The 21,071-nt window shown below is 66.0% G+C and carries 22 protein-coding genes and 1 pseudogene; 11 read left to right on the top strand and 12 right to left on the bottom strand.

All coding sequences use genetic code 11. From position 1 onward, the window contains the following. Positions 1-103, top strand: a pseudogene (locus tag BLU17_RS32540) (electron transfer flavoprotein subunit alpha/FixB family protein); the annotation flags it as partial. A gap of 240 nt (positions 104-343) precedes the next feature. Here the strand turns inward: BLU17_RS32540 and BLU17_RS20950 are convergent. Next, positions 344-1,630, bottom strand: a complete 1,287-nt coding sequence (locus BLU17_RS20950; protein ID WP_092000704.1) for a D-amino acid dehydrogenase — start codon at positions 1,628-1,630, stop codon at positions 344-346. A 178-nt stretch (positions 1,631-1,808) separates the two neighbouring features. Between BLU17_RS20950 and BLU17_RS20955 the strand changes: the two genes are divergently transcribed. Together BLU17_RS20955 and BLU17_RS20960 are read left to right on the top strand one after the other, a co-directional pair. Next, a complete protein-coding gene (locus BLU17_RS20955) occupies positions 1,809-2,297 on the top strand; it encodes an Lrp/AsnC ligand binding domain-containing protein (protein WP_092000707.1) in 489 nt (162 codons plus the stop codon). Between the two features lie 112 nt (positions 2,298-2,409). Then, on the top strand, positions 2,410-3,558 hold the full coding sequence (locus BLU17_RS20960; RefSeq protein ID WP_092000709.1) for a PA0069 family radical SAM protein: 1,149 nt from the start codon (positions 2,410-2,412) through the stop codon (positions 3,556-3,558). Between the two features lie 17 nt (positions 3,559-3,575). Here the strand turns inward: BLU17_RS20960 and BLU17_RS20965 are convergent, their stop codons facing one another. Both BLU17_RS20965 and BLU17_RS20970 read right to left on the bottom strand, forming a co-directional pair. Then, the gene (locus BLU17_RS20965) at positions 3,576-4,049 is read right to left on the bottom strand and encodes an NINE protein (protein ID WP_092000712.1); all 474 of its coding nucleotides are present in this window, start codon (positions 4,047-4,049) and stop codon (positions 3,576-3,578) included. A 105-nt stretch (positions 4,050-4,154) separates the two neighbouring features. Then, positions 4,155-5,339, bottom strand: a complete 1,185-nt coding sequence (locus BLU17_RS20970; RefSeq protein WP_425434128.1) for a PQQ-dependent sugar dehydrogenase — start codon at positions 5,337-5,339, stop codon at positions 4,155-4,157. A gap of 256 nt (positions 5,340-5,595) precedes the next feature. Between BLU17_RS20970 and rpsP the strand changes: the two genes are divergently transcribed. From rpsP to BLU17_RS21000, 6 genes are all read left to right on the top strand, one after another. Further along, on the top strand, positions 5,596-5,859 hold the full coding sequence (rpsP, locus tag BLU17_RS20975) for a 30S ribosomal protein S16 (RefSeq protein WP_092000715.1): 264 nt from the start codon (positions 5,596-5,598) through the stop codon (positions 5,857-5,859). A gap of 129 nt (positions 5,860-5,988) precedes the next feature. Then, entirely contained in the window at positions 5,989-6,711 is a 723-nt protein-coding gene (gene rimM, locus BLU17_RS20980) for a ribosome maturation factor RimM (RefSeq protein WP_425434129.1), read from the top strand. A gap of 63 nt (positions 6,712-6,774) precedes the next feature. Beyond that, a complete protein-coding gene (trmD, locus tag BLU17_RS20985) occupies positions 6,775-7,542 on the top strand; it encodes a tRNA (guanosine(37)-N1)-methyltransferase TrmD (protein ID WP_092000720.1) in 768 nt (255 codons plus the stop codon). A 159-nt stretch (positions 7,543-7,701) separates the two neighbouring features. Further along, entirely contained in the window at positions 7,702-8,097 is a 396-nt protein-coding gene (gene rplS, locus BLU17_RS20990) for a 50S ribosomal protein L19 (RefSeq protein ID WP_092000722.1), read from the top strand. An 86-nt stretch (positions 8,098-8,183) separates the two neighbouring features. Further along, positions 8,184-8,891 carry a CoA pyrophosphatase gene (locus BLU17_RS20995; protein WP_092000726.1) on the top strand — a complete coding sequence of 236 codons (708 nt, stop codon included), beginning with the start codon at positions 8,184-8,186 and terminating at the stop codon, positions 8,889-8,891. Positions 8,892-9,030: 139 nt separating this feature from the next. Then, positions 9,031-9,969, top strand: coding sequence for a CobD/CbiB family protein (locus tag BLU17_RS21000; protein WP_092000729.1), 939 nt, complete (start codon positions 9,031-9,033; stop codon positions 9,967-9,969). Positions 9,970-10,047: 78 nt separating this feature from the next. Here the strand turns inward: BLU17_RS21000 and BLU17_RS21005 are convergent, their stop codons facing one another. The 3 genes from BLU17_RS21005 to BLU17_RS21015 are packed head-to-tail and all read right to left on the bottom strand — an operon-like array spanning position 10,048 to position 12,619. Continuing rightward, positions 10,048-10,371, bottom strand: coding sequence for a putative signal transducing protein (locus BLU17_RS21005; RefSeq protein ID WP_092000731.1), 324 nt, complete (start codon positions 10,369-10,371; stop codon positions 10,048-10,050). Between the two features lie 23 nt (positions 10,372-10,394). Beyond that, complete coding sequence (gene rsgA / locus BLU17_RS21010; protein WP_092000734.1) at positions 10,395-11,345, bottom strand: ribosome small subunit-dependent GTPase A; 951 nt, start codon at positions 11,343-11,345, stop codon at positions 10,395-10,397. Next, positions 11,342-12,619, bottom strand: coding sequence for a M48 family metallopeptidase (locus BLU17_RS21015; RefSeq protein WP_092000736.1), 1,278 nt, complete (start codon positions 12,617-12,619; stop codon positions 11,342-11,344). Before BLU17_RS21015 ends, rsgA begins: the two co-directional genes overlap by 4 nt. A gap of 112 nt (positions 12,620-12,731) precedes the next feature. Here BLU17_RS21015 and orn point away from each other — a divergent pair, with 112 nt between their 5' ends. Next, a complete protein-coding gene (gene orn, locus BLU17_RS21020) occupies positions 12,732-13,376 on the top strand; it encodes an oligoribonuclease (RefSeq protein WP_092000738.1) in 645 nt (214 codons plus the stop codon). Between the two features lie 27 nt (positions 13,377-13,403). Here the strand turns inward: orn and mog are convergent, their stop codons facing one another. Both mog and yjgA read right to left on the bottom strand, forming a co-directional pair. After that, positions 13,404-14,027, bottom strand: a complete 624-nt coding sequence (gene mog, locus BLU17_RS21025; RefSeq protein WP_092000741.1) for a molybdopterin adenylyltransferase — start codon at positions 14,025-14,027, stop codon at positions 13,404-13,406. Then, a complete protein-coding gene (yjgA, locus tag BLU17_RS21030; RefSeq protein WP_092000744.1) occupies positions 14,014-14,628 on the bottom strand; it encodes a ribosome biogenesis factor YjgA in 615 nt (204 codons plus the stop codon). Before yjgA ends, mog begins: the two co-directional genes overlap by 14 nt. Before the next feature lie 296 nt (positions 14,629-14,924). Between yjgA and pmbA the strand changes: the two genes are divergently transcribed. Next, complete coding sequence (gene pmbA, locus BLU17_RS21035; RefSeq protein ID WP_092000991.1) at positions 14,925-16,295, top strand: metalloprotease PmbA; 1,371 nt, start codon at positions 14,925-14,927, stop codon at positions 16,293-16,295. A 157-nt stretch (positions 16,296-16,452) separates the two neighbouring features. On the opposite strand, the gene BLU17_RS21040 is transcribed toward pmbA, so the two are convergent. The 4 genes from BLU17_RS21040 to BLU17_RS21055 all read right to left on the bottom strand — a co-directional run bounded on the left by BLU17_RS21040 (position 16,453) and on the right by BLU17_RS21055 (position 21,066). Continuing rightward, positions 16,453-16,950, bottom strand: coding sequence for a dihydrofolate reductase (locus BLU17_RS21040; RefSeq protein ID WP_092000747.1), 498 nt, complete (start codon positions 16,948-16,950; stop codon positions 16,453-16,455). A 93-nt stretch (positions 16,951-17,043) separates the two neighbouring features. Then, positions 17,044-18,570: a sigma-54-dependent transcriptional regulator gene (locus tag BLU17_RS21045; RefSeq protein WP_245746955.1), complete on the bottom strand. Its 1,527-nt coding sequence runs from the start codon at positions 18,568-18,570 to the stop codon at positions 17,044-17,046. A 16-nt stretch (positions 18,571-18,586) separates the two neighbouring features. Then, positions 18,587-20,053 (bottom strand): hypothetical protein, encoded by a 1,467-nt coding sequence (locus BLU17_RS21050; RefSeq protein ID WP_092000993.1) that lies wholly within the window; start codon positions 20,051-20,053, stop codon positions 18,587-18,589. 167 nt (positions 20,054-20,220) lie between these two features. Beyond that, positions 20,221-21,066, bottom strand: coding sequence for a peptidase C39 (locus BLU17_RS21055; protein ID WP_092000753.1), 846 nt, complete (start codon positions 21,064-21,066; stop codon positions 20,221-20,223). Positions 21,067-21,071 lie beyond the last annotated feature (5 nt).

Raw genomic sequence — 21,071 nt, forward strand, 5'->3', positions numbered from 1 at the left:
GATCAACAAGGACGAAGAGGCGCCGATCTTCAGCGTGGCCGACTATGGCCTCGTCGGCGACCTGTTCACGGTCGTGCCGGAACTCGTGAAGGAACTCGGCTGAAGCTGGCCGACGAACCGGACGATCTCACGCCGCGAATCATGACTGATTGCGCGGCGTGAGACGAAGTATCAAATGACAAAGGGGCGCGACGGCGCCCCTTTGTCATTTGAGGAACCTGCGCCGGAATTGACGTCAGATCAGCTCTGACGCCGCGCGGGATAGCAAAAGAGAACGGAGCAGCAAATGAAACGCAGCGCCCCGGAGGCGCCGCGTTCGTTCATGCCGCGAGTAAAACGCGCGTCAAGCGTAGGCCGGACGAGGCGAGCCCTGCGTATCGCCGAGATAGCGGTGGACCGAAAGATCGTCGGCGCGGATGGCGGGCTGCTTGCCCGAAATGAGGTCGGCGAGCAGTTGGCCCGAACCGCACGACATCGTCCAGCCGAGCGTGCCGTGGCCCGTGTTCAGGAACAGGTTCGAGATCGGCGTGCGACCCACGACGGGCGTGCCGTCCGGCGTCATCGGGCGCAGGCCGGTCCAGAAGGTGGCCTGCGTCGTGTCGCCGCCGCCCGGGAACAGGTCGTTCACGCACATTTCGAGCGTTTCGCGGCGCGCTTGTTTCAACGTCTGGTCGAAGCCCACGATCTCGGCCATGCCGCCCACGCGGATGCGGTCGTCAAAGCGCGTGATCGCGATCTTGTAGGTTTCGTCGAGAACGGTCGAAACGGGCGCGGCATCCGCGTTGACGATCGGCGCCGTGATCGAATAACCCTTGAGCGGGTAGACGGGGATCTTCACGAGGCCGGCGAGCATCTTCGTCGAAAACGAACCGAGCGCGACCACGTATGAATCGGCACGCACGAGTTCGCTGCCGCATTGCACGCCCGCGATGCGGTCGCCCTGCACGACGAGGCCGTCGATCGGCGTGTTGTAGCGGAACTTCACACCCAGTTGCGCGGCCATCGCGGCGAGGCGCGTGGTGAAGAGCTGGCAGTCGCCGGTTTCGTCGCCGGGCAGACGCAGGCCGCCCGTGAGTTTGCCCGAAACCGCGGCCAGCGCCGGCTCGGCGCGGCCAAGTTCGGCGCCGGTGAGCAGCTCGTACGGAACGTTGGCTTCCTTCAGAACGGCGATGTCCTTCGCCGCGCCTTCGAACTGCTGCTGCGTGCGGAATACCTGCAGCGTGCCGCCCGTGCGGCCCTCGTACTGAATGCCGGTGTCGGCGCGCAGTGCCTGCAGGCAGTCGCGGCTGTATTCGGCGAGGCGCACCATACGCCCCTTGTTGAGCGCATAGCGTTCGGCCGTGCAGTTCTGCAGCATTTGCCACATCCACTGCAACTGGAATTTGGTCCCGTCGAGGCGGATGGCGAGCGGCGCGTGCTTCTCGAACATCCACTTGATCGCCTTGAGCGGCACGCCCGGCGCGGCCCACGGCGCGGCATAGCCCGGCGAGATCTGGCCGGCGTTCGCAAAACTGGTTTCGAGCGCGGGACCGGTCTCGCGGTCGATCACCGTGACTTCGTGGCCCGCGCGGGCGAGATACCAGGCGCTGGCCACACCGACCACACCACTGCCCAACACGACGACTCGCATAGCTGCTCCATGTAAATTCGTTGGGGCTACGCCGCGTTGCCGGAGCCTTTGAACGCCGCGTTGCGGCACCGATAGGGCATAAGGCATGAAAATTCGGGTGTAGCCAGTATTTGTAGCTATGCTATTGTGGTACGTGTAGGTTTTGTTATTGTATTTTTGGGATTTTCGGGAATAAATCATGAGAACGCAGCGCCAACCGGTTCGCGCGCTCGACCGGCTCGATCACCGCATCCTGAAGCTGCTCCAGGAAGACGGTCGCATGGCCATGAAGGACCTTGCCGAGCAGGTCGGGTTGTCGGTCACGCCGTGCATCGAGCGGGTGAAGCGCATGGAACGCGACGGCGTCATCATGGGCTACTTCGCGCGCGTGAATCCCGCGGTGCTGGGCGCGGCGCTGCTCGTGTTCGTCGAGATCACGCTCGATCACAAGAGCGGCAACATGTTCGACCAGTTTCGCCGCGAGGTGCAGAAGATTCCCGAGGTGCTCGAATGCCATCTCGTCTCGGGCGACTTCGACTATCTGATCAAGGCGCGCATCGGCGAGATGGCTGACTACCGCAAGCTGCTTGGCGACATCCTGCTGCAACTGCCCGGCGCCGTGCAATCGAAGAGCTATGTGGTGATGGAGGAGATCAAGGAGACGCTGACCATCGCCGTAGGCGACTGAGGCGACTGAGGCGACTGAAAGCGCCCCGTTTTCAGGACTCGACAATGTGGCTCGATACTGTATATTTATACAGCATCGAGCCACATTTTTTCATGCCCCATCCGTTTCAGCCGTGACCGCCTCTGATCCCGATTCCGACCACGATTCCGATGCCTGGCGTACCGTCGCGCCGCCCACGCCGCGCAAGGGGCGTGGCGCGGTCACGAACCTGCAGGGGCGCTACGAAGTCGATCAGCGCGAAGCGTTCGACGACGGCTGGCAGCACGCGGGCGGCGGCGAGGGCGAAGCGGGCGACGAGCCCCGGCTGTCCACCGAAGTCTTCGAGGAGCGCGCGAAGAGTATCCTGACGCGCAACCAGTCGCCGGACATTCCGTTCAACGTGTCGCTCAACCCTTACCGCGGTTGCGAGCACGGCTGCATCTACTGCTTCGCGCGGCCTACGCACAGCTATCTCGGCCTTTCGCCGGGCCTCGACTTCGAAAGCCGTATCTACGCGAAGGTCAACGCGGCGGAACTGCTCGCGCGCGAGATCGCCAAGCCGTCGTACGAGCCCGAGCCGATCGCGCTCGGCGTGAACACGGACGCATGGCAACCCGTCGAGCGCGGCATGCGCATCACGCGGCGCGTAGTGGAAGTGCTGGCCGAGCGCCAGCATCCGTTCGCCGCCATCACGAAATCCTCGCTGATCGAACGCGATCTCGACCTGCTCGTGCCGATGGCCGGGCGCCAGCAGTTCATGGCGGCGATCACGATCACCACGCTCGACGCCGACCTCGCGCGCTCGCTCGAACCGCGGGCGGCCACGCCGGCGAGGCGGCTGCGCACGATCCGCACGCTGGCCGAAGCGGGCGTGCCGGTGGGCGTGAGCATTGCGCCCGTGATTCCGTTCGTGACCGAGCCCGACATGGAGCGCGTACTCGAAGCCTGCGCCGAGGCTGGCGCGACTAGCGCGAGCTATATCGTGTTGCGCCTTCCGTGGGAAGTCGCGCCGCTCTTTCAGGACTGGCTCGCCGCGCATTTCCCGCAGCGTGCGGAGCGCGTGATGAGCCGCGTGCGCGACATGCGCGGCGGCAAGGATTACGAGTCGGCATTCTCGCAGCGCATGAAGGGCACGGGCCTCTGGGCGGACCTGCTCAAGCAGCGCTTTCACAATGCGGTGCGGCGACTTGGGCTCAACGAGCGGCGCCACGGCATTCTCGACATGTCGGCGTTCGTGCAGGCCAGGACCGTGCGCGAAAAAACGCAGCTCGACCTTTTTTGAGCGCGGGCGTCGCGCCGTTACCGGGAAATTGCCTTCGCGGCCTCGACCTGCGACTCGAAGTATGTCTGGAAAGAGAGCGCGAGGCCCGTCATCAGCAGGAATGCGCCGATCAGCAGCGAGAAGATCACGACGAAGATCACCGTCCAGCCCGAATGGCTCGTGCGGCCGTCCTGCGCGAACGACGCATTGAACTGCGCGTCCCATCTGGCGTCCGGACGCAGCCCATAGACGATCGCAGCGAGAAAGGCCGAGAGCACCGATACCGCGCCAATCACGGCCAACGCCCAGCCGACGATCGAAACGCGCTCGGTCGCGACGAGGAGCAGCACGCCGGGAACGCCGATCAGCGTGCCCAGCACATGCGCCCAGCCCCACACGTCGCGCGGACCATACAAATAGAAGCGATGAGCGCCGAGGCTGCCTAGCAGGAAGGCGAGCGCGGCGGTGAGCGTCTTGGAGCGAAAGCGTGCGGGGTTCTTTTCGTTGTTCATGGGCGGGGGCGATCGGGACGTTCGGCCGTCATGGGCGCAGGACGTCAGCGCGCATGGGCCCGGGCATTGTATGCCGCGCGTCCGCCTCGCAGAACAAGCGCACGCTTATCCCCGGTACCGTGTATGCGTCGGGCGGCTGAAGCGCGTCGCTGCGTCAGGGCCTGGTTTGCCGTACGTCACGCGATAGATCGCGCCCGCGTAGTCGTCGCTGATGAGGAGCGAGCCGTCGGGCAACGGCAGCACGTCGGCGGGGCGCCCCCATTGGGTATCGTCGGGATTGAGCCAGCCCTGCGCGAACACCTCCTGGCGCGCGTTCGTGCCGTCGGGGTTGGCGCTCACGCGCACCACGCGGTAACCGGCTTTCTTGCTGCGGTTCCACGAGCCGTGCTCGGCGATGAAGATGCTGTTGACGTAGCCGGCGGGGAACATCGAGCCGGTATAGAAGCGCATGCCGAGCGCCGCGACGTGCGCGCCCAGCCTGGCGACGGGCGGCGTAAAGCCGCCGCACGGATGGCCCGCGCCGAACTCGGGGTCGGCGACATTGCCGCCGTGGCAGTACGGGAAGCCGAAGTCTTCGCCGGCTTGCGAGAGCCGGTTGAGCTTGTCGTTGGGGATGTCGTCGCCGAGCATGTCGCGGCCGTTGTCGGTGAACCACAGCTCATGTGTCTGCGGATGCCAGGCGAACCCCACTGTGTTGCGCACGCCGCGCGCGATGGTCTCGTAATGCGAGCCGTCGGGGTCCATGCGGCCTATCATCGCGAAATGGATGCGCTGCGGGTCGCTCGCCGGCAGGCAGACGTTGCACGGCGCGCCTTGCGGCACGTAGAGCTTGCCGTCTGGGCCGAAGGCGATGAACTTCCAGCCGTGGTGGCGCTCGGTGGGCAGCGAGTCCGTGACGACCACGGGTTTGGGCGGATCATCGAGATGATGGTCGATGTCGTGGAGGCGCACGATCGACGAAACCGCCGAGACATAGAGCGTGCCGTTGCGCCAGGCCACGCCGACTGGCATTGTCAGTCCCGAGGCCACGATATGACGCTTCCCGGCGTGGCCGCTCTTCAGTTCGAGGGCGTAGACATAGTCGCTCATGCTTCCCACATAGAGGATGCCGGCGGGCGACAGCGTCATTTCGCGCGCGCCGGGCACGTCGGCGGAGAGCACTTCGATGTGAAAGCCTGGCGGGAGCTTGATGCGATCGATGGGGAGCGCCGCGTGGGCGCATGGCGTCGCGAGCAGCATGGCCGCAAAGGCGAGCCACGCGGCCGCGAGGCGCCTGGCAGGCCGGCGCAAAGACGAAAAAAGGGAGGTGCCGCGCACGCCGCCGCCACAACGGCGACGCGCCCGCTGCACGAGTTGTCCGAAAGTCGCCACAATTCGCTCCAATGCCCGCCCGTCATGGGACGGGCGCTGCAGTTCGGCCGCTGTGTCGCGGCGCTTTTTCGCGCGCTCGCGCGCAATTTCCCGTTAAGTGTTTGTTATGCCTCCAGTTTCGGGCTATAATCGCACGTTTCAGTAGTCCCGAACCCCGGTTTTCAAGGATTTTAGTATGGTCATCATCCGTCTGGCACGCGGCGGCTCGAAGAAGCGCCCGTTCTACAACATCGTCGCAACCGACTCGCGCAATCGTCGCGACGGCCGTTTCATCGAGCGCGTGGGCTTCTATAACCCGGTCGCGACCAAGGGTGAGACGCTGCGCATCGCTCAAGATCGCGTGACGTACTGGCAGGAAAACGGCGCGCAAATGTCGCCGGCCGTCGAGCGTCTCGTGAAGGAAGCGCAAAAGACCGCCGCCGCTGCGCCGGCTGCTTGAGTTTTTTCAAGCGTCTTTTCAGTCTGTTGTCCATGTTTTACCCGCGTACGCGCCGCATGAGCTGCGTGTGCGATATCAAGCTGGTCGCGAGGGGTGCCGATGTCCGCGCATGACGTGAAATCTGCCGTAGTGGCAAACGACGCGTCGGAAGGCGGTGCGCCCAGTGCTGCGACCGGCGACGCCGGCAAGGCAGTGGCCCGCAGCGCGCCGTCATTTGGCGCGTTCGTTCGCAAGCCTGCGCGCGAGAGTGCCACGAAGGCTGCGAGCGCGACGGAAGGTCTGCGCGCCGAAACCGGATCGAGCTGGCCCGCCGACGCAGTCGAAGTCGGCGCGGTGGTCGACGCCTACGGCCTCAAGGGCTGGCTGAAGATCGCGCCGCATGCGCAGGACGGCAAGGCGCTGCTCTCGGCCAAACGCTGGTGGCTCCTCAAGGGCCGCGAGGGCCAGGCGCAGCGCGAGCGTCATTCCGCGGTGCGCGTGAGCGCCAAGGTTCACGGTGACAGCGTCGTCGGTCAGCTTTCGGGTGTCGCCGACCGCGATGCCGCGCTGCTGTTGCGCGGCGCGCGCGTGTATGTGAGCCGGACCGAATTCCCGGCCCCTGAAGCCGATGAGTATTACTGGGTCGACCTGATCGGCCTCGACGTCGCCAACGAGGCGGGTGTCGAACTCGGCAAGGTCGCCGACCTGATCGACAATGGCGCGCAATCGGTGCTGCGCGTGACGTATCCGTCAACGGGCAAGGACGGCAAGCCGGTCACCGGCGAGCGCCTGATCCCGTTTGTTGGCGTGTTCGTGAAGACGGTGGACCTGGCGGCGAAGCGTATCGTCGTCGACTGGGAAGCCGATTACTAAAGTGATGCCGCGGCGACGTTGCACCGGGCACCTTTGATTCAATTTCGCTGAACGGAGAGAGCGATGCAGTTCGATGTCGTCACGCTCTTTCCCGAGATGTTCCGCGCGCTGACCGACTGGGGTATTACCAGCCGGGCGGCGAAGCAGCAGCGTTACACGTTGCGCGCATGGAATCCGCGCGATTTCACGACCGACAATTACCGCACGATCGACGACCGCCCCTACGGCGGCGGTCCCGGCATGGTCATGCTGGCCAAGCCGCTCGAAGCGGCGATCGGCGCGGCAAAGGCCGCGCAGGCGGAGCAGGGCGTCAGCGCCCCGCGCGTGCTGCTGATGTCGCCGCAAGGCAAGCCGCTCACGCACGAGCGCGTCATGCAGTTCGCGCAGGAGCCGGGTCTGGTGTTGCTGTGCGGCCGCTACGAAGCGATCGACCAGCGTCTCGTGGACCGCTGCGTGGACGAAGAGGTAAGCCTCGGCGACTTCGTGCTCTCGGGAGGCGAATTGCCCGCGATGGCCTTGATGGACGCCGTGGTGCGGCATCTGCCGGGCGTGTTGAACGATGCGCTTTCGGCGGTGCAGGACAGTTTTGTCGACGGGTTGCTCGACTGTCCGCATTACACGCGCCCCGAGGAATACGATGGCGAGCGCGTCCCCGATGTGCTGCTCGGCGGCCATCATGCGGAAATCGAGCAGTGGCGCCGCCGCGAGGCGCTGCGCAACACGTGGAAAAAACGGCCCGATCTGATTGAGCGGGCCAGAAAGAACAAGATGCTGAGCCGTGCCGACGAGGCGTGGCTCGCTAGTCTCGCGAAGGGTTCGAGCGAAGCGTGAGCTTCGGGCGGGCAGGCGCGAGACGCCCAAGGCGGTGCCGCTTCATGCGTGAACGGCGCCAGTTGTGAATCCATCCTCTATCGGGGCCGTAGTTGCTGGATCGTTGTCCAACGCCAGCACAGGTACGAACGCCGACAAGATGGCATAAGGAGTCAATCCATGAATCTGATTGCAAAACTCGAGCAGGAAGAAATCCAGCGCGTGCTGGGCGAGAAGACCATCCCCGAATTCGCCCCCGGCGATACGGTGATCGTCAACGTGAACGTGGTTGAAGGTAACCGCAAGCGCGTTCAGGCATACGAAGGCGTCGTGATCGCGAAGCGTAACCGCGGCCTGAACTCGTCGTTCATCGTGCGCAAGATCTCGTCGGGCGAAGGCGTCGAGCGTACGTTCCAGACGTACTCGCCGCTGCTGGCCAGCATCGTGGTGAAGCGTCGCGGCGACGTGCGTCGCGCGAAGCTGTACTACCTGCGCAACCTGTCGGGCAAGAAGGCGCGTATCAAGGAAAAGCTGGTGTCGAAAGACCGCGCAGCTGCTCCGGCCGAACAGGCGTAAAAGCTGTAAGAAAGAAGCACCCTCCGGGGTGCTTTTTTCTTTTTGGCCGCAAAATAATCTCGTGTACGCGCCATCCGAGACAGCCGTTGATCCGACCAGTATTTGAACCCGAAAGCCTGCCGATCGAATCGACGGGCGCGAACCTTCCCCAGGTCGCCGCGGAGCGCCTGACCCCCGCGGGCCTGCGCGCGCGCTTCCAGCAGCGCCTGCCGTGGGACCCCGAACCGCAGGAAGCCCGTCTCGCCGAGATGCGCGACCCGCGCGAGGCTGCCGTGCTCATGCCCATCGCAATGCGTTCGGGCGGCTTGACCGTGCTGCTCACCCAACGCGCCGACAATCTCAGCAACCACGCGGGCCAGGTGAGCTTTCCCGGCGGCAGCCGCGAACCTTCCGACCCCACGCCCATTGCCGCCGCGCTGCGCGAAGCGCAGGAGGAAGTGAACCTCGACCCTGCGCGCGTCGAGGTCCTGGGGGCGTTGCCCGACTACCTGACCGGAACCGGCTTCAAGGTGACGCCTGTGGTGGGTCTCGTGCACGAGCCGTTCAGCGTCGCCGCGGACTCTCTCGAAGTGGCGAGCATCTTCGAGGTGCCGCTCAGCTTTCTCATGAACCCGGCGCATCACCAGGTGCGCGTGTTTCGCTGGGAAGGCGGCGAGCGGCGCTTTTTCGCAATGCCTTATCCGGATCGCCATGCTCCGGACACGGCTGCGGTTTCCAGCGTGAGCGCATCGCATTTCATATGGGGCGCGACGGCGGGCATGTTGCGCAACTTCTACCGTTTCCTGCTCGCGTAGCACGTCCTGCGGCGCCTGCAAGCACCGCGGCGAACTGTTGCGCGTTTGCTGCCCGAATTGCCGGTCTATGGTCAGGCACATCTGGCCCTGTGATATCGTTGCAACAATTTCTGAAACCCCGATTTGCACGGCGCGTCGCATGACCTTCTTTTCCGTATTGCTGGCCCTCGTCATCGAGCAGGTGCGGGCGCTTTCGCCCAATAATCCCGTCATGGCGCTCGTGCGCCTCAATGCGGAATGGGCTGCTCACGGCTTCGACGCGGGCAAGCAGAAGCACGGTCTCATCGCGTGGCTCGTCGTCGTGCTGCCGTGGACGCTCGCCACGGCGCTCGTCTATTACGTGCTCTATCACATCAGCTTCGTGCTGGCGTTCCTGTGGAATGTGGTGGTCGTGTATTTCACGCTCGGTTTTCGCCAGTTCAGCCACTATTTCACCGACATTCACCTCGCGCTGAACAACGACGACGTGCCGCGCGCGCGTGAAATCCTCCGCGAATGGACCGGCATCGACGCCGTGGACATGCCCGTGAGCGAGATCGTGCGCCATACGCTCATTCATGCCGTGGTCGCCTCGCACCGGCATGTGTTCGGCGTGTTCTTCTGGTTTCTCGTGCCGATCGGACCCGCTGGCGCGGTGCTGTACCGCATCGCCGAATATCTCGCGCGCGAGTGGGCGCGCCCCGCTGAAGACCGTACCGAAGCGTTCTCGAACTTCGCGCAGCATGTGTTCTTCGTGATCGACTGGGTGCCGGCGCGGCTCACATCGCTGGGCTTTGCGATCGTCGGCAATTTCGAGGATGCCATTTACGCCTGGCGCAATCACACCAACCAGTGGCCCGACACCAACGAAGGCGTGCTGCTCGCGACCGGCAGCGGCGCGCTGGGCGCGCGGCTCTCGGGGCCGCTCGCCGAGCCTTCGAGCGTCGACGCGCTCGCGCAGCCGGGCGAGGGCGGTCCCTACACGGTCGGCGACGACTGCACGCCACGCACGCTGCAGTCGGCCGTGGGCCTCGTGTGGCGTGCCGTGATTCTCTGGATGATCCTGCTGCTCATGCTGACCATCGCCGTCTGGTTCTGAGCGTCGCCGTTTAGCGAAGCGCTTGGGCAAAACGATACGGGCCGCTGATAAGCGGCCCGTTTTCATTTCGTCGATGCGTCACGCGTCACGCACGTCACGTTCGCGCCCGCACTGCCAGCACACGGTGAACTGCGCTTCGAGCACCTCGCCACAGCGCGCGCAGCGCCAGGAGGGTGCGCCCGGCGGCGGCCCGCTTATCGCTTCGTCGATCAACCGGCGTGCGAGCTTTTCGTCGCGCTCGTCGACGAGCCACAGTTCGGGCGCGCATTGTTCGGCGGGGATTTCCCCCATCGCGCCGCTGAGGTAGCGGTTGTGCAGCTCGCAGGGCACGCCTGCCGTCGCGAGGATGTTCATCCAGTGCTGGGCGATCAGCAGATTCGGCGCGCGCACGAGCTTGAGCATGGGGCGTGGGAGGAAACCGCGTGTCAGCGCACGACCTGGCTGATCTCGTGCATGAGTTGCGCATAGAGCGCGTGGCGCTCGGGCGCGATGCGGCCGTCGGCGATGGCTTCGAGAATCGCGCAGCCCGGCTCGTGCAGGTGATGGCAATTGTAAAAGCGGCAGTGCGCAAGGAGCGGCCGGAACTCGGGGAACGCGCGCTCGAGTTTGCCTTCGGTGAGGTGATAGAGGCCGAATTCCTGGAAGCCCGGCGAATCGATCAGCGCGCCGCCTTCGGGCAGGGTATAGAGCCGCGTGAACGTCGTGGTGTGGCGGCCGCTGTTGAGCGCCGTCGAGATTTCCCGCGTGGCCGCTTCGGCGTCGGGGATCAGCAGGTTCACGAGCGTCGACTTGCCCATGCCCGACTGCCCCAGCAGGATCGTCTGATGGCCGTGCAGATGTTCGGCGAGGGCCTCGCGCGCCTCCTCCGGCTGGCCTTTCACCGAAAGCTCCAGCACCGTGTAGCCGAGCACCCGATAGCGCTCGAGCCGCGCGCGCGCGAGCGGCAGCGCAGCTTGTACGTCGATCTTGTTGAGAACGATGAGCGGCTTGAGTTCGTTGGCTTCGGCGGCTACCAGCGCGCGCCCTAGCAGGTCCTCGCTGAAGTGCGGCTCGGTGGCGAGCACGATCAGCAACTGGTCGAGGTTAGCCGCGAAGAGCTTCGACTTGAACTGGTCGGAGCGATAGAGCAGGTTGCGCCGCTCGCCGATCGCGACGATCACGCCCTGGTCGGCCGACGTCGACTGATATTCGACGCGGTCGCCCACGGCCACCTCGCTCTTCTTGCCGCGCGGGAAGCATTGCAGATGCGCGCCGCCACCGTCGGGCGCGACGAGATAGTGGCGCCCGTGAGCGGCGATCACCACGCCGTGCAGCGTGGCGCCCGCACCCGGCGCCGGTTTCGCGCCGCCCGCGGCCTTCGTTGCGCGCCGGTTCATGCGTGCGCGAGCAGTCGGTCGATCCGCTGCGACGCCGGCGGATGCGAGTAGTAGAACGCGGTGTAGAGCGGGTCGGGCGTAAGCGTCGACGCGTTGTCCTCGTAGAGCTTCACGAGCGCGTTGACGAGGTGCTGCGCGTCGGTCTGCGTGGCGGCGAAGGCATCGGCCTCGAACTCGTGCTTGCGCGAGGAGAGGCTGCCGAGCGGCGTAACGAAAAACAGGAACACGGGCACGGCGAGGAAGAACAGCACGAGCGCGAGCCCTTCGTTGCTGCCGGACAGCGACGGCCGCACGCCGAGGCCTTCGTAGAACCACACGCGCTGCGAGAGCCAGCCGAGCAAGGCGAGCAAGGCGAGGCTGATCGCGAACGTGACGACCATGCGCTTGATGACGTGGCGCCGCTTGAAGTGGCCCAGTTCGTGCGCGAGCACGGCCTCGATCTCGCTGCCCGAAAGACGCGCGAGCAGCGTGTCGAAGAAGACGATGCGCTTGGCCGCGCCGAAGCCCGTGAAATAGGCGTTGCCGTGCGCGGAGCGGCGGCTGCCGTCCATCACGAAGAGGCCCTTGGCGGCGAAACCGCAGCGCTGCATGAGCGCTTCGATGCGCGAGCGCAGCGCTTCGTCGCGCAGTGGTTCGAACTTGTTGAAGAGCGGGGCGATGAAGGTGGGGTAGAGCACCAGCACGAGCATCTGGAAAGCGACCCATACGCCCCACGTCCAGAGCCACCAGAAACTGCCTGCCTGCTTCATGAGCCAGAGCACGACGAAAAGGAGCGGAATGCCGAACGCCGCGCCGATCAGGAGGCCCTTGATACGGTCCATGATGAAAATGCGCTTCGTCATGCGGTTGAACCCGAAGCGTTCCTCGATCACGAACTGGCGGTAGTAGTCGAGCGGGAGTTCGATCGCGCCGGAAATGGCGAGCACGGCACCGATCAGCGCGATCTGGCCGACATAATCGCGCCCGATCGCCTCCGAAATGGCGAGATCGAGCGCCTGCACGCCGCCGAGCAACGTGAGCGCGATCAGCACCACGGCGCCCAGCACGATTTCGATCATGCCGAGGCGCGTGCGCGCGACCGTGTAATCGGCGGCGCGCTGATGCGCGGCGAGCGCAATGGTGGCGGTGAACTGGGCGGGCACCGCGCCGCGGTGTGCGGCGACGAAGCGGATCTGGCGCGACGCGAGCCAGAGCCTGGTCGCGACCATGGCGAGCACGGCAACAACGAAAAGCGCGCTGAAATACAGCGCCGGGGAGGGGGACGAATTAGGCATCCAGGAAGTCCGTGGTATCTATGCGACAATTATATGTTCTTGCCGGCCGGGCATCGCATCCGCGCGATGCCGTGACCGCGCCGCGCCTCCACCGCTCTCCGGGTTGCCTCTCATGACTGACATTACTTCCGCCACGACGGCTGGCCAAAGCGCGCCGCTCATCGAGCGCACCGACATGAACCTGATCTGGCTCGATATGGAAATGACGGGTCTCGATCCCGACAACGACCGCATCATCGAGATCGCCGTGGTGGTGACGAACTCGACGCTCGACAAGCTCGTGGAAGGCCCCGTGCTGGCGATCCACCAGCCGGAGTCGGTGCTCGACCGCATGGACGAGTGGAACCGCAACACGCACGGCCGCTCCGGCCTGACCGAGCGCGTGCGCGCCTCGACGGTCACCGAGGAAACCGCGACCGAGCAGATCCTGGCGTTCCTTTCGCAGTACGTGCCGCCCGGCAAGTCGCCCATGTGCGGCAATTCGATATGTCAGGACCGTCGCTTCATGGCCCGCTGGATGCCCACGCTGGAGCGCTTTTTCCACTATCGCAATCTCGACGTGAGTACGCTCAAGGAACTGTGCCGCCGCTGGCAGCCCGCCATCTACAAGGGTTTCCAGAAGCGCGCGATGCACACGGCGCTCGCCGACATCCACGAGTCGATCGACGAGCTCAAGTACTACCGCGAGCATTTCCTGATTTCCGCGCCGGGCGTGATCCCCGACGTGGCGTCGGGCGAGGCCGGACCGGCGCTCTGAGCGCCACGGGCACGGACTATCGAGGTATTACGCGCGCGGCGGCCGCTGCGCGCTCTTAGGCCGGAACGCCGCCACGACGCCCAGATCGGTTTCGACATACGGGCCGCCGATCAGGTCGATGCAGTACGGCACCGCGGCGAAAATACCCGGCACCTTCACTGCGCCCTGATCGTCGCGCAGTCCTTCCAGCGTTTCCTTGATCGACTTCGGCTGACCCGGCAGGTTGATGATGAGCGCCGCATGGTCGTCGTTTTCGCGGATCACGGCGACCTGGCGCGACAGAATGGCCGTCGGCACGAAGTTCAGGCTGATCTGGCGCATCTGCTCGCCGAAGCCCGGCATTGCCTTCGTCCCGACCGCGAGCGTCGCCTCGGGCGTGACGTCGCGGCGCGCCGGGCCGGTGCCGCCCGTGGTCAGCACGAGATCGCAGCCGAGGCCGTCCACGAGCGCCGTGAGCGTGGCCGAGATCGTCGCGGCGTCGTCGTGGATCAGGCGCGTTTCGGCGCGCCACGGCGTCGTCAACGCGCTGCCGAGCCACGCCATCAGCGAAGGAATGCCCTTGTCTTCGTAGACGCCGCTCGTCGCGCGGTCGCTGACCGACACGAGGCCGATCACGAGTTCGTCAGGATGGCTGCGCTCAGGCTTCGTCATCTTCGCGGTCCTCGTCGGCGCGCTCGCTTTCGTGGTCGTCGGTCTCGCCCGCGCCTTGGGCGCTCACGTCCTTGATCCACTGGAACAGCTCGCGGAAATACTTCGGCGGACGGCTCTGCTCGTGCTCGCGGCGCGCGTTGCGGATCAGCGTGCGGCCTTCCTGCGGGTCTGCGGCGGGGTATTGGCGGATGAATTCGGTGAGCGCGGCGTCGTTCGCCAGCAGCTTTTCGCGCGTGCGTTCGATCCAGTGCAGGCGCGCCGTGGCGGCCTTGTTCACGCCGCGATGCTCTTCGAGCTTCGTGCGCAGCGCGGCGACTTCGGCTTCGGTCAGGCCGCGCATCATGCGGCCCACGTACTGGAGCTGGCGGCGCTTGCCTTCGTGGTCGGTGATGCGACGGCACTCGTGCACGGCGTCCGCGAGGTCTTCGGTCATCGGCATGCGCTTGAGCGCGTCTTTCGGCAGCTCCACGAGCGCTGCGCCGAGTTCCTGCAGGGCTTCCATTTCGCGCTTGAGCTGCGATTTGCTCGGGCGATCGTAACCGTTGTCGTCCTGATCGGCGACGGCGTCGTTCATCGGTTGAATGCGGGTTTTGCGTTTCATGGGGCGTATTGTAGCGTGCGGCGCTGCGCGCCACGGGCTGGCGGCCGCGCGCCGCCCGGTGTGCCGGCGGCGCGACGAATACGCTGTGATGCCCGTTCGCATACCTTGCTATGATCGCGGGATGCGCTTCGCAAACGCGGCGCCTGGCGAAGCACCAGCGGAAGCGCCCGACCGAAGCATCCAATCAAAGCATCCAGCCGAAGCATCCCAAGCCGGCATTTGCGCGAATCCAGCGCGAAACCAGCGAACCACCCTATCAGCGGGCCGCACCGGCCCAGAACCGGACCGTAACGACAATGGCAGCAGACATCGAAGCCCGGCAACGCTTTTTTCCGCACACCCAGGATGATCTGAAGGAGATCGCGTCCGACATCCTGCGACACGCCAAGGTGCTCGGCGCGAGCGACGCGGCGACCGAAATCTCCGAAGGCGACGGCTTGTCCGTCTCGGTGCGGCGCGGCGAGGTCGAGACAATCGAGCACAACCGCGACAAGATGGTCGGCGTGACCGTCTACATCGGCAACAAGCGCGGCAACGCGAGCACGTCGGACTTCTCCCCGCAGGCGCTCAAGGACACGGTGGCGGCCGCGTACAACATCGCGCGCTTCACCGCCGACGACGACTGCGCGGGCCTCGCCGAGCGCGAATTGCTCGAAACGGCGCCGCGCGACCTCGACCTCTACCACCCGTGGAATCTCTCGGCGGACGAGGCCGTGGAAATCGCGCGCCGCGCCGAAGATGCCGCCTTCGCCGTCGACCCACGCGTGAAGAATTCCGAAGGCGCGAGCGTCTCGGCGCAGCATTCGCAGTTCGTGCTCGCCACGTCGAGCGGCTTCCTGCACGGCTACCCATACTCGCGCCACTACATTTCGTGCGCGCCGATCGCGGGCGAAGGCCGCAACATGCAGCGCGACGACTGGTACACCTCGCGGCGCAGCGCAACGGAGCTTGCCTCGCCAGAAGCCGTCGGCCGCTATGCGGCCGAGCGCGCGCTCTCGCGCCTGAACGCGCGCAGCCTCGACACGCGCAAGGTGCCGGTGCTGTTCGAGGCGCCGCTTGCCGCGGGCCTGCTCGGCGCGTTCGTGCAGGCCGTGAGCGGCGGCGCGCTTTATCGCAAGACCTCGTTCCTCGTCGACAGCCTCGGCAAGCCGGTGTTCGCGCCGCACATCCAGGTCGTCGAGGACCCGCACGTGCCGCGCGCGGCCGGCAGCGCGCCGTTCGACGAAGAAGGCGTGCGCACGCAGCGCCGCGAGGTCGTGAAGGACGGCATTGTGCAGGGCTACTTCCTTTCGTCGTACTCGGCGCGCAAGCTCGGCATGCAGACCACGGGCAACGCTGGCGGCTCGCACAACCTGCAACTGCAAAGCTCGCTTACGAACCCTGAAGACGATTTCGAGGCGATGCTCAGAAAACTCGGCACGGGCCTTTTGCTGACCGAGCTCATGGGGCAGGGCGTGAACTTCGTGACGGGCGACTACTCGCGCGGCGCGTCGGGCTTCTGGGTGGAGAACGGCAAGATCCAGTATCCGGTCGAGGAGATCACCGTCGCTTCCACGCTGCAGGAGATGTTCCACAACATCGTCGCGGTGGGTTCGGACACGCTCGCGCGCGGCACGCGTCAGACGGGCTCGGTGCTGATCGAGCGCATGACGGTGGCGGGGCAGTAAGCGCGCGCAACGCCTGCGCGGCGCCCGAATGCAAAACGGCACGCCCTGGCGTGCCGTTGTTTCTTGTGCCATCGAGGCCGCGTGGGTTTCCCGGCGAAGTCCGGCAGCGTCTTGCCCGCCACCAAACGACGATACCCGGCGGGCGACGCGTGGCGCTTCAATCGCGCCGCACGTAGCGCACGAACGCGAAGTCGAAATCGTTCGGCGCGTTCGCGTGCAGCGTTTCGCGCGCCGTCTCGCGCCACACGGCAGGGTCCGGCGCCGGGAAGGTCGCGTCGCCCTCGAAGTCGGCGGCGATTTCCGTCACCACGAGTTCGTGCGCGAGCCCGAGTCCTTCGGCGTAGAGCTGCGCGCCGCCGATCAGGAAAGCCGTGGGCGCCTGATCCTGCGCGGCGAGGGCCAGCGCTTCGCCGAGGCTCGTGGCCGTGTCGCAGCCGGGAAAGCGTTTTGCCGCCTCGCGCGTCACGACGATGTTGCGGCGGCCCGGCAAGGCGCGGCCGATCGATTCGTGCGTCTTGCGGCCCATGATGATGGGCGCGCCCATGGTGGTGCGCTTGAAGAACGCGAGGTCTTCGGGGAGCCGCCAGGGCAGCGCGTTGTCGCGGCCGATCACGCCGTTGCGGGCGCGGGCGACGATGAGGGTGAGCGTGGTCATCGAAAGATAGGGGTGCGAGGTTGTAAGCCGTTTGCACGATTCTACCCGAGCGCGCCCGGCGGCCCGGCGCGCTCACTCGTCGCGTGCCGGGCGTCACTCGCGGGCGTTGGGCGGCGGCTCCGCTTCGTTTTCCGCTTCGCCGCCGAGCAGCGTTTTTTCGTCGCGCAGGCCGTGCGTGCCCATCAACCGGTAGAGCGTCACGCGCGAGATGCCGAGATCGACCGCTGCCTCGGTGAGCCGGTGCCGGTGCCGCAGCAGCGCCGCCTCGATCGTGCGCCGCTCCGCCGCTTCGCGCGCCTGCGCGAGCGTGACCGTCTGCTGCGCGGTGAAGTTCGCGAGATCGAGATCCTCCGCCGAGATCAGCTTGCTTTCGGCCATGACGATCGCTCGGCGCACGCGGTTGATGAGTTCGCGGACGTTGCCCGGCCAGTTGTAGTTGTACAGGGCTTCGATGGCGTCGGGCGTGAAGCCGCGAATCCTGCGCGCGCTGTCCCGCTTGAATTTGTGCAGCACATGATGCGCGAGGATCTCGATGTCCTTGCCGCGCGTGCGCAGCGGCGGCTCGTCCACGTGCAGCACGCAGAGGCGGTGAAAGAGGTCGGCGCGAAATCGGCCGTCGCGCATCGCCGCTTCGAGATCGACGTGGGTGGCCGAGATGATGCGCACGTCGACCGGAATCTGCTCGTGCCCGCCGAGGCGCTCGATCTTGCCTTCCTGCAGAAAGCGCAGCAGGCTTGCCTGGCTTTCCATCGGCAGGTCGCCGATTTCGTCGAGAAAGAGCGTGCCGCCATTGGCCGACTCGACGCGCCCGATCTTGCGCTGATTCGCGCCCGTGAACGCGCCGCGCTCATAGCCGAACAGTTCGGATTGCAGAAGATGATGCGGAATCGCGCCGCAGTTGATCGGCACGAACGCTGCCTTGCGTCGCGACGAACGCTCGTGGATCGCGAGCGCCGTGAGTTCCTTGCCGGTGCCCGACTCGCCCGAGATGAACACGGTGGCGTCGGTGTTGGCCACCTTGCGGATCGTGCGAAAGAGCTGCTGCATCGCCTCGCAGGTGCCGACCATCTCGTCCTCGTCGGGGCTCGCGGCGGCGGCGCCCGGCGCGTCGAGATCGCACAGCGAGACCATGCCGAACGCGTGGCCCACGAGATAGTCGAGCGTCGCGTGCGTGACCGGCACGTGCACATAGTCGAAGCAGTAGTGGCGGATCAGGCGCCGCACCTCGGTGTCGGCGAGGCGCGCGCCGTCGGTGAGCGCGATCCAGCCCACCTGCTGCAGGCGCAGGATCGCTTCGAGCCCGGCGAGTTCGCGCGGCGCGAAGCCCGTCAAGTCGACGATGCCGGCATAGGCCGCTTCGGGCTTCACGAGGCGCGCCGCCTCGTGGGCGGTGCGGGCGGTCGCGAGCTCCCAGCCGCGGCTCTTCAGATACGCGCCGAGCAGCGGGTCCGGCGCGCGCGCGACATAGAGCAACGTGCGTTCAGGATCTGCGGCTGGCCTGGTTTCTTGCGCGCCGCAGTCGGGCGTGTCGCCCGAGTGCGGCGCGTCCGTCACGGCGAGCCGCTGGCCGGCGCCGGCGAACGGTGTCACGGTGGCGCCCAGATGAGAGGATTCGCGCACGATCGGCCTCATGTCATCAGAATGTGTAAGGGAAACGCACGCCGACGACGAAGTTCGGCGCGTCGGGCGTGAGGCCCACGGAAACCGCGCCGTTGATCGTCAGGTGCTTGTTGACCACGTGGTTCAGGCCGAAGTTGAGCACCGAGGCGGTTGTTTCGCTGCCTGGCACGCCGGTCCAGGAACCGCCCGGAGACTTGGTTTTCGACTGCGGCTCGATGGCCATGGTGTACGAGATGCTCGCGGAATCCTTGTCGGAGAAAGCGAGCGCGACGCCGCCGCCGAACTGGATGATGTCGCCGAGCTTCACTTCGGCCGGCTGGGTTTGCCCGATTACCGAGGAAATGTCGGCGAACGAGCGCGAGATGTTGTACGTGTACGAGAAGCTGCCGAACAGCACCACCGGGTCGTAGGTCTTCAGCACCGAGAGACCGGCCGTCACGTTCCAGAAGCCGGTGCCCGTGGGCAGCTTGCTCGGCGCGACTAGGTTGGTGTTGTCGGGCGTGATCTGCTGCACCTTGATGCCGAACGGCGAGCTGCCGGTCGGCGTCTTCACGCGCAGGCTGCCGACCACGTCGGGCAGGTTGTTGGTCTCCTTCAGGAACTGGTAGTAGATCCCGAAGTTCACGTCGCCGATGTCGCTGGAATTGACCGAGGCGTCCGAGAGCGTGCTCGCCGAGCCGCCCGCGCCGCCCACGATGAAGCTGCTGTGCCGGTAGACGTAGGGCACGTCGACGTCCACGCTCATGCGGTCGGTGATGCCGTAGCGCGTGTCGAGATCGGCCGTGATCTGGTGCGACTTGGTCTGCCCCAGATTGATGTTGCCGAGAAAGATCGCGTCGAGCGCGAGGAAACCCGAGAGCTGCAGCTGGCGGCGGTCGTAGTAGGTGTCGCTGATACCCCAGTCCAGCGTGAGCTTGTGGTCGAAGAGCGGCGCGTGCTCGCGCTGCACGACGGCTTCTTCGGCCTGCGTGCGGGTGGGCTCGGCGTTCTTCTGCGTCTCGCCGACCGTGGGGTTCACGCCGACGGGTGCGCCCTGCTGCGGACCGCTCGCGGCCGACGTGCCGGTCGCGCCGTTGGTCGCCCCGGCGTCGGGCGAGGGCGGGTTCACCGGCACGCCCGTGGCCGTGCCGGTGAGCGAGCCCGGCGCCGTCGCGCCCGGCAGCGCCTGGGCGAGCGGCGGCAACGGCACGGGCAGACCGTCGGCGCCGGGTTGCTCGGCGACCGTCGCGTCCGATGCCGCGTCGGGCGCGCCCGCTCCCGGCATGCCGCGCCCGCGTTGCGCCATTTCGAGGTTCGTCACCTGGCGCTCCAGTGACTGGATTTGCCGTTGCTGCTCGTCGACCACGCGCATGAGCGTGTTCAGGCGTTCTTCTATCGACTGGCTTTGTAGCGCCTGCGCATGGGCGGATTGCGAGAGCGCGAATAGCATGACCGCTGCTGGAATGGCGGCCAGCGTCACGTGCGGCGCCGCCGACCTCGACATCATCTTCATTCTTCTTCCCCCGGGATCGAATGCGGGCGCCAAGCGGAACCCCCTGGTCCCATGCCCGCGCGCGTCGATGCTCCTCTTTCGAAGTGCTGCTTCTCGCGCGGGGCCGTTGCCCGCGTGGTGGTCTCCTTCGCTGGTGCGTCTCGTTACGAGTCCCTTGGTTAATGGAGATTGCGCAGAGCCTGTAATACGCCGGTCTGCCGGATCATTTGCGACGTCATCTGCTGCGTCTGCAGACTCAGTTGCAACTGGTTCGCGACCTGCTGGTTATTGCCTGCGACCTGGACTAGCTGGGCGATCGCTCCGGCTTGCTGCGCGTTGCCCGGCACGATGTTCTGCGTGGCGAGGCCCGCCGGCGTCTGCAGGGTGACGCTGACGCCGTTGCTGCCGAACGAGATGCCCGCTTTTATGCTGCCGTTCGCGTTCGAGGCGGACGCGCCCGGCTGGTTGGCGGCGCCCGGCAGGCTGGCGAGCTGCGGCGCGTTGTTGTCCCAGGAAATGGTCGCGGCGTTGGCGCCCGTATTGCCGCTGCCGGCCACCTGGGTGATCTGCGACACGCCGTTGACCGATACGTTCTGGCCACCGGTAGCCGTCGCGTTCGGGTTGGCGCCGCTGTTTGCGCTCGTGGTCCCGCCCTGCGTCGGGTCGATCACGGTCGCGAAGGTCTTCACCTGCGCGCTCACCTGGTTGGCCGCATTCTGGGCGACCGCGAGCGCGCCTTGCGCGACTGCCGTCGCGCCATTGGGCAATTGCCACTGTGAAAGCAGGTTCAGAACGAACCCCGAAATCATGTCGCTGCCGGCATATTTGCCGGTCTGGTGCGCGAGCACGTCGTCGCCGACGGCCTCGCAGCGGATGCCCTGCGCCTGCCCGTCGGCGTTCGCGAGAAACGCCGGCACCGGCTGCGGTAAGCCGATGCCTTCGGCAGCTTGCGCACCGCTCGCTAAAGCGCAGGCGAGCGCGGAGACGGCTGCCGCGATGCCACACTGTGAGAGGTTGCGTTTCATTTCTA

This window comes from Paraburkholderia lycopersici, from assembly GCF_900096975.1.
Taxonomy (GTDB): Bacteria; Pseudomonadota; Gammaproteobacteria; order Burkholderiales; family Burkholderiaceae; genus Paraburkholderia; species Paraburkholderia lycopersici.